The organism is Streptomyces sp. NPDC051677 (assembly GCF_044453465.1).
Classification (GTDB): domain Bacteria; phylum Actinomycetota; class Actinomycetes; order Streptomycetales; family Streptomycetaceae; genus Streptomyces.
Window position 1 is genome coordinate 29,855 of the sequence record NZ_JBITCT010000055.1, and the last position, 12,277, is coordinate 42,131.

3 protein-coding genes are annotated in these 12,277 nt (G+C 75.1%); all 3 read left to right on the forward strand.

Annotation, left to right across the window (positions count from 1 at the left end):
* Nucleotides 1-393: 393 nt before the first annotated feature.
* The 3 genes from ACIBAF_RS41275 to ACIBAF_RS41285 all read left to right on the forward strand — a co-directional run bounded on the left by ACIBAF_RS41275 (nt 394) and on the right by ACIBAF_RS41285 (nt 12,274).
* On the forward strand, nt 394-7,404 hold the full coding sequence (locus tag ACIBAF_RS41275; protein WP_399470539.1) for an SDR family oxidoreductase: 7,011 nt from the start codon (nt 394-396) through the stop codon (nt 7,402-7,404).
* Between the two features lie 80 nt (nt 7,405-7,484).
* Nucleotides 7,485-11,951 carry a beta-ketoacyl synthase N-terminal-like domain-containing protein gene (locus tag ACIBAF_RS41280; RefSeq protein WP_399470588.1) on the forward strand — a complete coding sequence of 1,489 codons (4,467 nt, stop codon included), beginning with the start codon at nt 7,485-7,487 and terminating at the stop codon, nt 11,949-11,951.
* A complete protein-coding gene (locus ACIBAF_RS41285; RefSeq protein ID WP_399470541.1) occupies nt 11,948-12,274 on the forward strand; it encodes an acyl carrier protein in 327 nt (108 codons plus the stop codon). The genes ACIBAF_RS41280 and ACIBAF_RS41285 overlap by 4 nt, the downstream gene beginning before the upstream one ends.
* Nucleotides 12,275-12,277 lie beyond the last annotated feature (3 nt).

Sequence of the window (12,277 nt, forward strand, 5' to 3'; positions counted from 1 at the left end):
CACGACCGACATGCAGAATTTCCCGTCCCCTTACGCCGTGCCGGAAATGGGTGTTCCGATGCGGACCATGCGGCCCAAAGGAACCCATTTCCTGCGGTCGTTCATGTTTCCACCATGTGAGTAGAGGGTGAACGGGACAGCGTCCGAAAGGAATTCAACCGATTTCCTACGCCCTGGCCCTCCAGCCGCAACTGACCGAATCATTGCGGCTGGTTACCGGCCGGTCGTTCGATCGTTGACCAGTGAGTAACAAGCGCACTACCTTTCAACGCGTTTCGAGCACGCGCTTTAGAACGGCGTTCCGCGGTGGTCCTCTACCCGCCGGAATCCGGTGAGCCGCCTTTGCTGTCCCGAACCCCCCACCGTGCAGTCTCACCCTTGATTCGGAGAATCATGACGTCCGCTGTGCGCTCCGAGGACATGATCATCGGCATCACTCCTTTCGGCGAACCCGATGCCGGGCTCGCCCTGGCGGTCGGCCGGGCCGGCGGTCTCGGCGTACTCGACCTGGGCTCCGGCGACCGAAGAGCCCGCGAGGCCCTCGCCCGCCTGCGCAGAGCGTCTCCGGGCGGCTTCGGCGTCCGGGTCGGCGCATTCTGCCGACTCACCCCCGCTGACCTCGGCCCCGACGGCCCGCACACCGTCGTGCTGACCGCGGACGCCGTGGACTCGCCGACCGGCGCGGACTCCGCCGTGCCGTGGCCGATCGCCGACCTCGCGCCGCGCCACCGCGTGCTGGTGGAGGTCACCGACCTGGCGGACGCGCGGCACGCCGTACGCGCCGGGGCGCACGGCCTGATCGCTCGCGGCGCCGAGTGCGGTGGCCGCATCGGGGAGCTGGGCACCTTCGTGCTGCTCCAGCAGCTGCTCGCCGCGCCCGAGGTGACCGTGCCGGTGTGGGCGTGCGGGGGCATCGGCCCGCGTACGGCCGCCGCCGCGGTGGCCGGCGGGGCGGCCGGTGTCGTCCTGGACAGCCAGCTCGCGCTGCTCGCCGAGTCGGCGCTGCCCGAGCCGGCCGCCGCGGCGCTGCGCACCCTGGACGGCTCGGAGACCGCCGTCGTGGCCGGTCACCGCGTCCTGCTGCGACGCGGGCCGGACGCCCCGCACCTCGTGGAGGACGCCGGCCCGCAGGCGGTGGCGGCACTGCTCGGCGCGCAGGACCCGCGCACCCAGCTGCTCCCCGTGGGCCAGGACGGTTTCCTCGCCGCCCGGTTCGCCGAACGCTGGGGCGACGTCCGGCGGACGGTGCGCGGGCTGCGCGATGCGGTCCTGGACGCCGTAGGCGACGACGCGGCGGTGCGGGCGCTGGGGGCCGAGTCGCCGATGAGCGGGGCGCTCGGGACCCGGCTGCCCGTCGCGCAGGGGCCGATGACGCGGGTGAGCGACGGGGCCGCGTTCGCCGCGGCGGTGGCCGCGGACGGAGCGCTGCCGTTCCTCGCCCTGGCGCTGGCGGACGGCGCGCGGACGCGGGAGATGCTGGCCGAGACCCGGGACGCGGTGGCCGGCCGGCCCTGGGGCGTGGGCGTGCTCGGCTTCGCGCCGGAGGACGTGCGCGCCGCCCAGCTGGAGGCCGTACGGGAGCTGCGGCCGACGCACGCGATCATCGCGGGCGGACGGCCCTCCCAGGCACAGGCGCTGGAGCGGGACGGCATCCGCACGTTCCTGCACGTCCCGTCGCCGGGGCTGCTGCGGCAGTTCCTCGAAGCCGGGGCGCGCCGGTTCGTGTTCGAGGGCTCGGAGTGCGGCGGGCACGTCGGACCGCGCGGCAGCTTTCCCCTCTGGGAAGCCCAACTGGCCGTACTGGACGACTACTTGGGCGGAAGCGACGCGTCGGACGTCGAGGTGTTCTTCGCGGGCGGTGTGCACGACGAGCGGTCGGCCGCGATGGTCGCCGCGCTCGCCGCGCCGCTGACCGCGCGCGGAGCCGCCGTCGGCGTGCTGATGGGAACCGCGTACCTGTTCACCGAGGAGGCGGTGGCGCACGGCGCCATCCGGCCGGTGTTCCAGCGGCAGGTCATGGACGCCGAGCGCACCACGCTCCTGGAGTCGGCGCCGGGTCACGCCACACGGTGCGTGCCGAGCCCGTTCGCCGCCGGCTATCGCGACCAGGAGGCCCGGCTGCGTGCCGAGGGCGTGCCGGACCGGCGGATCTGGGAGGAGCTGGAGCGGCTCAACGTCGGCCGGCTGCGCCTGGCCAGCAAGGGCGTCACCCGGGACACCGACGGCTCCCTCGCCGCCGTCGACGAGCAACGCCAGCTTGCCGAGGGGATGTTCATGGCCGGGGAGGTGGCCGTGCTGCGCTCGGCGACCACGACGCTCGCGGCGCTGCACGCGTCGGTGACGGCCGGCGCGGTCGAGCATCTCGCCCTGCGGGCCGCCGAGTTGGGCCTGGAGAGGGAGGTGCGGGAGCCGACGGCCCCCGCCCCGCTGGACATCGCCGTCGTCGGCATGGCCTGTATGTTCCCGCAGGCGCCGGATCTGCCGACCTTCTGGGCGAACGTCGTCGGGGGCGTGGACGCGGTCGGCGAGGTCCCGGCCGACCGCTGGGATCCGGCCGTGCACCACGGCGAGTCGACGCCGTCCAAGTGGGGCGGCTTCCTGCCCCGCATCCCCTTCGACCCGCTGCGCTACGGCATCCCGCCCGCCTCCCTCGGCAGCGTCGAGCCGGTGCAGCTGCTGTCCCTGGAGGCCGCCCGGCGGGCCTTGGAGGACGCCGGATACGGCGACGGGGGACGGGAGTTCGACCGCTCCCGCACCTCAGTGGTGTTCGGTGCGGAGGCGGGCAGCGACCTGTCGAACGCGGCCACGCTGCGAGCCGTGCTGCCCTCGTACTACGGCCACGTCCCGGCGGCCCTGGACGACCAGCTCCCGCAGCTCACGGAGGACTCCTTCCCCGGCATGCTCGCCAACGTCATCTCCGGGCGGATCGCCAACCGGCTCGACCTCGGCGGCGCCAACTACACCGTCGACGCCGCCTGCGCCTCCTCGCTGGCCGCGGTGGACGTCGCCTGCAAGGAGCTGGTCGGGGGCACGTCCGACGTGGTGCTGTGCGGCGGCGCCGACCTGCACAACGGCATCAACGACTACGCCCTCTTCTCCTCCGTGCACGCCCTGTCCCCCACCGGCCGCTCCCGTGCCTTCGACGGCTCGGCGGACGGCATCGCGCTCGGCGAGGGCGTCGCCTGCGTCGTCCTCAAGCGGCTCGCGGACGCCGAACGCGACGGCGACCGGATCTACGGCGTCATCAAGGGCCTCGGCTCCTCCAGCGACGGCCGCTCGCTCGGCCTCACCGCCCCCAGGCCCGAGGGACAGCGCTCCGCCCTGGAGCGGGCCTACCGCAACGCGGGCGTCTCCCCGGCCGACGTCGGACTCGTCGAGGCGCACGGCACCGGAACGGTGGTCGGCGACCGCACCGAACTCCGCATCCTCAGCGAGGTGTTCGGCGAGGCCGGGGCGCAGCCGGGCGGCTGTGTGATCGGTTCGGTGAAGTCACAGATCGGGCATGCCAAGTGCGCCGCCGGACTCGCCGGGCTGATCAAGAGCCTGCTGGCCCTGCACACGGGCGTCCGGCCGCCCACCCTGCACATCGAGGCCCCCAATCCGGCCTGGGACGCGGACCGCAGCCCCTTCGCCTTCCACCAGGAGGCCCGGCCCTGGGCGGCGCCCCCGCAGGAACGCCTCGCCGGGGTCAGCGCGTTCGGCTTCGGCGGCACCAACTTCCATGTGGTGCTGAGCGCTTACGCCGACGGTGTGCCGCCGGTGCGCGGACTCGACGCCTGGCCCGCCGAACTGTTCGTCTTCCGCGGGCGGGACGAGGCCACCGCCCGCCGCGCGATGGCGGAACTCCTCAAGGCCGCGGAGGCGGAGGGCGGGCCGTGGCGCCTGCGCGACCTGGCGCTCGGCGCCGCGCGGCGCTCGGACGCGACCGCGGCTCCGGCACGGGTCGCGCTCGTGGCGACGGACGTGGACGACCTGGTCGCGAAACTGCGACGGGCGCTCGCCGACACCGCAGAGCACGCCGACCCCGCCGACCCCGTCAGGCACGATCCGGCGCAGGGGATCTACCGGGCCGGGCCCGACGACGCCGGGGACGGCAAGGCCGCCTTCCTCTTCCCCGGGCAGGGCAGTCAGCGCACCGGCATGCTCGGTGACCTGTTCGTCGCCTTCCCCGAGCTGCGCCCCTACCTGGAGCTCGGCCGTGCCCACGCCGACACCCTGTACCCGCCGGCCGCCTTCGACGACGCCGGGCGCGACCGGCAGCAGGCCGCCCTGACCGACACCCGCGCTGCACAGCCGGCCCTGGGCATCGCGGGGCTGGCCGCGCACGCCGTGCTCACGGCGGCCGGGGTACGGCCGGACATGGCGGCCGGACACAGCTACGGCGAGCTGGTCGCCCTGTGCGCGGCCGGGGCCCTGACCCCCGAGACCCTGCTGGAGCTGAGCTCGGAGCGAGCGGCGGCGATCCTCGAAGCGGCCGGGTCCGGCGGGTCCGACCGCGGGGATCCCGGGACCATGGCCGCGGTCGCGGCCGGCGCCGAGGACGTGGCGCAGGCTCTCAAAACGGCGGGCGCACCGGAATCCGTCGTCGTCGCCAACCGCAACTCGCCCGCACAGACGGTGGTTTCCGGCCCGACCGACGCCGTCGCCGAGGCCGTACGGCTGCTGCGCGAGGCCGGTCTGGGGGCCAAGCGCATCCCGGTCGCCTGCGCCTTCCACAGCCCGCTGGTCGCGGGCGCGGCCGACCGGTTCGCCGAAGCGCTCGCGGACCGGCCGGTGCACGCGCCCGAGTTCCCGGTGTGGTCCAACCGCACGGCCACCCCCTACCCCGCCGACGCGGACGCGGTGCGGGCCGAACTCGCCGCCCAGATCGGCGCGCCGGTCGCTTTCGTCGAGCAGGTCGAGGCGATGTACGAGGCGGGGGCGCGCATCTTCGTCGAGGCCGGTCCCGGGTCGGTGCTGACCCGGCTGGTCGGGCAGATCCTCGGCGACCGTCCGCACCGCACGGTCGCCTGCGAGCCACGGCCCGGCGGCGGACTGCACGGCTGGCTCGACGCCCTGGCCCGGCTCGCCGTCGCGGGGCTGCCGGTGCGCAGCGGATGGCTTCTGCGCGGCCGGGACGCGGTGGACGCCGTCCGCACCCCCGTGCCGAAGCGGCCCGGCTGGACGGTCGACGGACAGCTGGTCCGCACCTCCGCCGGCGCCCTCCTCCCCGGTGCGCTCGCACCGGCCCGACGAGTCGTGGACCCCGTCGAAAGGACCGTGACGACTGTGACGACGAACCCCCCGCACGGCGTCCCCTCCGACCGGGACGCGCTGATCTCCGAGTTCCTGCGCACCAGCCGGGAGATGATCGCCGCCCAACGGGACGTGCTGCTCACCTACTTCGGGTCCGCCCCGGGCGCGCAGATCGCCGCACCCGCCCCGGTGGCCGCACCGCAGATCATCCAGGCCGTGCCCCAACTCCCCACGGCACAGGCCGAGATGGCCGCACAGGTGCCGGCGCCCGCCCCGGCCTCCGCCCCGCCGTCCAGCTCCGAGGAGCCCACCGGGGGCACCGACGTCCAGCAGCTCGTCCTGGAGATCATCAGCGAACGCACCGGCTACCCCATCGACATGATCGAGCCCGACCTCGACCTGGAGGCGGACCTCAGCGTCGACTCCATCAAGCGCGCCGAGATCGCGGGCGAGCTGGCCAGGCGCCTCGGCGCCGGGGCCGGCGCGGACCTCACCGCGATGGACGACGACGAGCTGGAGGAGCTGACGAAGGCCCGCACGGCCGCCGCGGTGACCGACTGGCTGACCGCCCGACTGGGCGGACCGACACCCGCGCTCTCACCCGCACCGGCACCCGCGCCAGCACCCGCGCCGACGATGCCGGCCGGTGAGTCCGTCGCGGTCAGGGAGCCCGTACCGGCCGCGCAGGTCACTCAGGAGGTGACCGGCGAGCCGCCCAGGCGGCACGTGCTGCGGCCGGTCCTGCTCGACGACGTCGCCGCCGCTTCGACGACCGCCCTCTCCGGCACCCGCTGGACCCTCCTCGGGGACGCCCCCGAGGTCGCCGCCCGGCTGGTGTCGCACGGCGCCGACGTCGTCGTACGCGCCCGTGATCACGTCCTGGCGGAGACGGACGGGCCGGTGGACGGGGTGCTGTACCTCGGCGCCCTCGCGGGCGCCGACGACACGCCCGTCCTGCCCGACGCCTTCCCCGTCCTGAAGGCGGCCCTGGCTCGCGGGCCGCGGTGGCTGCTGGCCGTCCGGAGCACGGGCGCCGAGACGGCCGACGCCCGGACCGCGGGGCTGCGCGGGCTGTTCCGTACCGTGGCGCGCGAGTATCCGCAGACCCTCGCCCGCCTCGTCGACCTCGCCGACGCCTCGCCGGCCGCCGTCGCGGACGCGGTGGTCACGGAGGCCGTCGCAACGGACCGCACCCCGGTCGTGCTGCGGACGGCGGCCGGCCGGCACGGCTTCGAGCTGGTGGAGGCGCCGCTCGGCGCGCTCGGCAGCACGGGCGCGGGACCGGCCGGGGACGGGGCCGCGGAAGCCGCCGCGCTCGGGCTGGACCGGGACTCGGTGGTGCTGCTGGCGGGCGGCGCGCGGGGCATCACCGCGCAGTTCGCCGCCGCGCTCGCCGGCGCCGCCCGCTGCCGTCTGGAACTGCTCGGCCGTACGCCCGCGCCGGACGGCCCCGAGGCCGCGGACACCGCCGCCGCGCGCACCCCGGCCGAGTTGCGCGCGGCGCTCGCCGCCCGCGGCGGTCTGAAGCCGGCCGAGATCAACCGCGCGGCCGAACTCCTGCTGGCCCAGCGGGAGATCACGGCGACGCTGGGCGAACTCACCGCGCTGGGCAGCCGGGTGCGCTACCGCTCCGTCGACTTCCGGGAGCCCGAGGCGGTGCTCCAGGCGGTGAAGGAGATCCACGCCGAACACGGCCGGCTCGACGGTGTGGTCCACGCGGCCGGTGTGATCGAGGACCGGCTCGTCGCCGAGAAGAGCGCCGAGTCCTTCCAGCGGGTCTACGGCACGAAGGCGACCGGGGCGGACGCCCTGCTCAGCGCGCTGGAGGAGTTGCCCGCGGCGCCCGCGTTCACCGTGCTGTTCGGCTCGATCTCCGCGGTCCTGGGCAACCGCGGCCAGGTGGACTACGCCGCCGCCAACGACGCGCTGGAGACCCTGGGCGCGGCCTTCGCCGCCCGCACCGGGCACCGTGCGGTGACCGTGCACTGGGGTCCGTGGGCGCCCGCGGCCGGTCACGCGGGCATGGTCGGGGTGGAGCTGGCGCGCGAGTACGCCCGGCAGGGCATCCGGCTGATCGATCCCGAGGAGGGGACCGCGGCGCTGCTGCGGGAGCTCGCCTGGGGCGAGGAGTCGGCCACCGCCGTCGTCTACACCGCCTCGGGCTGGTGACGGCCACGGTGACGTCACTCCACCCGGTCGACGGACCGGGTGTGGTGACGGGCCGTCATGTTCCCGTCGCCATCGTCGGGATGGCGGTGCTGTTGCCGGGCGCCGCCGACCTGGACGCGTACTGGCGGAACCTGCGGGACGGCGTGGACGCGATCGGCGAGGTCCCGGACGGGCGCTGGGACCCCGCGTACTACCGTCCCGGCAGCGCGTCCGACGCGGCCGTCGCGGACCGGGTGTACGCGCGCCGCGGCGGGTTCGTGGACGGGCTGGCGGAGGTGGAGGTCACCCGGTTCGGGATCATGCCGAACTCGGTGGCCGGCACCGAGCCCGACCAGCTCATCGCCCTGCACGTGGCCTCGGCCGCCCTGGACGACGCGGGCGGCACGGACCGCCTCCCCGACCGAGGGCGGGTCGGCGTCGTGCTCGGCCGGGGCGGCTACCTCACCCCCGGCCTGGTCCGGCTGGACCAACGGGTGCGCACAGCGGGCCAACTCGTCCGCACGCTGGGCGAGTTGCTGCCCGACCTGACAGGCGGCCAACTCGACCGGGTACGGACGGCGTTCACCGAGCGGCTCGGGCCGGACAGCCCCGAGTCGGCGATCGGCCTGGTGCCCAATCTGGCGGCCTCCCGCGTCGCCAACCGACTGGACCTGCGCGGACCGGCGTACACCGTGGACGCGGCCTGCGCCTCGTCGCTGGTCGCCGTGGACCAGGCGGTGGGCGAACTCGCCTCGGGGCGCTGCGACCTGATGCTCGCCGGAGGCGTCCACCACTGCCACGACATCACGTTGTGGAGCGTCTTCTCCCAGCTCCGAGCCCTCTCCCCCACCCAGCGCATCCGCCCGTTCCACCGGGACGCCGACGGCATCCTGATCGGCGAGGGGACGGGTGTCGTGGTCCTCAAGCGGCTGGTGGACGCCGAGCGCGACGGCGACCGGATCTACGCCGTGATCCGCGGCACCGGAGTGGCCAGCGACGGGCGGGCGGCCGGGCTGGTCAACCCCGATCCGGGCGGTCAGGCGCAGGCCGTGCGGCAGGCCTGGCGAGCCGCCGGGCTCGACCCGACCGCGCCCGGCTCGATCGGCCTGCTGGAGGCGCACGGCACCGCCACCCCGGCGGGCGACGGTGCCGAACTCACCACGTTGGCCGAGGTGTTCGGGCCCGGCGACGGTGACGCTGTCCTGGGGTCGGTCAAGTCGATGATCGGGCACACGATGCCGGCCGCCGGAGTCGCCGGGCTGGTCAAGGCCGCGCTCGCCGTCCACCACCGCACCCTGCTCCCGACGCTGCACTGCGACGACCCGCACCCCGCCCTGGCCCGCACCCGGTTCCGCACGGTGGAGAAGGCCGCCGACTGGGAGACCTGCGCCGGACAGCCCGTGCGCCGGGCCGCCGTGAACGCGTTCGGGTTCGGCGGGATCAACGCGCACGTGGTGCTGGAGGAGGCCCCGGGGGCCCGCGGGACCCGCGCGAGAGGTCCGGCCCGTCCGGTCGTGGACGTCGTCGAACCCGAGCGCGTCCTGCTGCTCGCCGCCGACTCCCCCACCCGCCTCGCCGCGCTCCTGGAAGCCGACGACAGCGCCGTACGGGCCGCGGGGCTCGATCCCGGACACGCGCACCCGGACGCGGGCCCGGCCCGGCTCGGCATCGTCGACCCGACCGCCAAGCGCCTCGCGCTGGCCCGCCGTGCGGTCGCGCGGCAACGGCCCTGGCACGGTCGCAGCGACGTCTGGTTCCGGCCGAGCCCCCTGCTGGGCGCCGGCCACGGCAGGCTGGCGTTCCTGTTCCCCGGTCTGGAGGGCGACTTCACCCCCCAAGTCGACGACGTGGCGGCCCACTTCGGCCTGCCCGCCCTCTCCCTCGACGGGGGCCGGACCGGCGACGTGGGCAGGCACGGGTTCGGTGTCGTCGCCGTCGGACGGCTCCTCGACACCGCGCTGCGCCGCAGCGGCATCGTGCCGGACGCGGTCGCCGGGCACAGCGTGGGCGAGTGGACGGCGATGGCGGCGGCCGGACTGTACGCAGGGGAGGAGGTCGACGCGTTCATGGCGGGCTTCGACCCGGACTCGGTGACGGTCCCCGGCCTCGCCTTCGGCGCGATCGGCGCGTCCGCCGAGCAGGTCCTGGCCGCCCTGCGCGACGAGGGCAGGGCGCAGGCGGGTCTCGTGCTCTCGCACGACAACGCGCCCGGCCAGTCGATGGTGTGCGGCCCGGAGGCGGCGGTGGAGGACTTCGTGCGGGCCTTCCGCGCGCGGGGCGTGCTCAGCCAGGTGCTGCCGTTCCGGTCGGGCTTCCACACGCCGATGCTTCAGCCGCATCTCGGCCCGATCAAGGAGGCTGCCGACCGGTTCCGGCTGCATCGCCCGCACACTCCGGTCTGGTCGGGAACGACCGCCGCGCCGTTCCCCGCGGACGAGGCGGGGATACGGTCCCTGTTCCTCCGGCACCTGCTGGAACCCGTCCGCTTCCGGCAGCTCGCCGAGGCCCTCCACGCGGCCGGCCACCGGGTGTACGTCCAGGTCGGCCCCGGTCAGCTCGGCTCCCTCGTCGGCGACACCCTGGGCGGCCACGACCACCTCGTCGTCGCCGCCAACTCACCCCACCGCACGGGCCTCGGCCAGCTCCGCCGGGTGGCCGCCGCGCTGTGGACGGCGGGCGCGACGGTGGCGCCCGCTCTGCCGCCGGTCGAGCCGTCGAAGGCCCAACGACCTTCGGTGCACCTGGACTTGAGTGGGTCGCTGGTGTCCCTCGCTCCTCACGACCTCACCGCGCTGCGGGCCGAGTTGCGCGCCGTCGCCCCGGCCCGTACGGCGGACACCGGCGGACCTTCGCCGCTGGACGCCCTCGTCGAACGCTCCCCGGTGGCCGCCGAGCTGAGCGCACTGCTCCGCGAGACGGCGGACACGGCCGCCGCCCTCATGACCACGAGGGCGTCAACTCCCGTACGTCCACGGCCGATCGGTCCGAGGCACAGCACCGTCCGCGTCTCCCCCGACACGATGCCCTACCTCCTGGACCACTGTTTCTTCCCGCAGCGCCCCGGCTGGCCCGACGTCGCCGACCGGTGGCCGGTCGTCCCGGCGACGACGATCGTGCAGCACATCGTGGACGCGGCGGTGGACGCGGCCCAGGAGTCGTCCCCCGGGAGGGTGCCGGTCGCCGTGCACGGCGCGCGGTTCGAGGAGTGGCTCACCGCCACCCCCGCCGTCGACGTGCCCGTGATTGTGACCCCGCAGGACCCGGAAGCCCCGGACCGGCTGGCCGTCTCCTTCGGTCCCCGGGCCCGCGCCACGGTGGAACTCGCCGCGGCGTACCCCGCCCCGCCCCCCGCCCCGTGGCGCACCGACCCCGGCGCCGAGCGCACCCCGGAGCACACCGCCGCCCAGCTGTACGCCGAGCGCTGGATGTTCCACGGCCCGGCGTTCCAGGGCGTCACCGAGCTCACCGCGATCGGCGACCGCCACGTCCGGGGAGTCATCACCGCGCCGCCCGCGCCCGGCGCGCTGCTGGACAACGTGGGCCAGATCCTCGGCTACTGGATCATGGCGACCCGTACGGAGCGGACCGTCGTGTTCCCGGTCGGGATGCGGGAGATGCGGTTCCACGGGCCGCATCCGACGCCGGGGACCGCGGTGGGCTGCCTGGTGCGGATCACGGACCTCACCGACACGTTCCTGGAGGCCGAGGTCCAGCTGACCGTCGGGGGCACGGTGTGGGCGGAGCTGCACGGCTGGCAGGACCGCCGCTTCGACAACGACCCCACGACCAGGCCCGTCGAGCGCTTCCCGGAGTTCAACATCCTCTCCGAGACCCGGCCGGGCGGCTGGCAGCTGCTGCACGAGCGGTGGCCGGACCTGGCGTCCCGGGAGCTGATCATGCGCAACTCCCTCGGCGGCGTGGAGCGTGCACAGTACGCGGAGCACGCGCCGCGCGGGCGCCGGCAGTGGCTGCTGGGCCGGATCGCGGTCAAGGACGCGGTCCGGCAGTGGCTGTGGGACCAGGGCGAGGGGCCGGTCTTCCCGGCGGAGCTACGGGTGCACAACGACGCGGCGGGCCGCCCGTACGTCGCCGGCGTGCACGGCCGTGTCCTGCCCGCGCTGGACGTCTCGCTGGCCCACTGTGCGGAGGCGGGCGTCGCGATCGTCCGGCCGCACGTCTCGGGCCCCGGGCCCGGGATCGACATCGAGGAGGTCACCGACCGCACCCCGCAGACCCTCGCCGCCGCCCTCGGCACGGACGAACTGCGCCTTCTGCACGGCCTGTCGGAACAGAGCGGCGAGTCCGAGGCCCTGTGGTTCGCCCGTTTCTGGGCGGCGAAGGAGGCCGTCGCCAAGGCGGAGGGCACCGGATTCGGCGGCAGGCCCCGGGACTTCACGGTCCTCGACGCGACGCCGGCCGGCGACCGGCTGACCGTCGCCGGCCGCCTGGCACACGCCTACACCGTGCACTGCACCTCGGCCGCCAACCCGCCCCGGCTGCCCGACCGTTCGTACGCGGTCGCCTGGACGACGGGACACCCGACCCCTGAGGAGTACGACGCCCGATGACTTCCCCCACCCCCCACACCTCCGTCAGCGCCGACGAGGAGGCCGTCCTCGCCGACCTCACCGGCATGCTCGCGCGGCTCCTGGAGGACGAGTACGGCCTCGACGACGTCGAGATCGGCATGCGGACGACCTTCAACCGCGACCTGGAACTGGAGAGCATCGACCTGGTCACCCTGGCCGGTCTGCTCCAGGAGCGGTACGGCGACCGGGTCAACTTCGCCGAGTTCCTGGCCGGCATGGAGTTCGACGAGATCATCGAGCTGACCGTCGGCCGACTCGTCGAGTACGTCGTGACGAGCCTGAAGGGCGCGGGGGCGAGCTGAGCC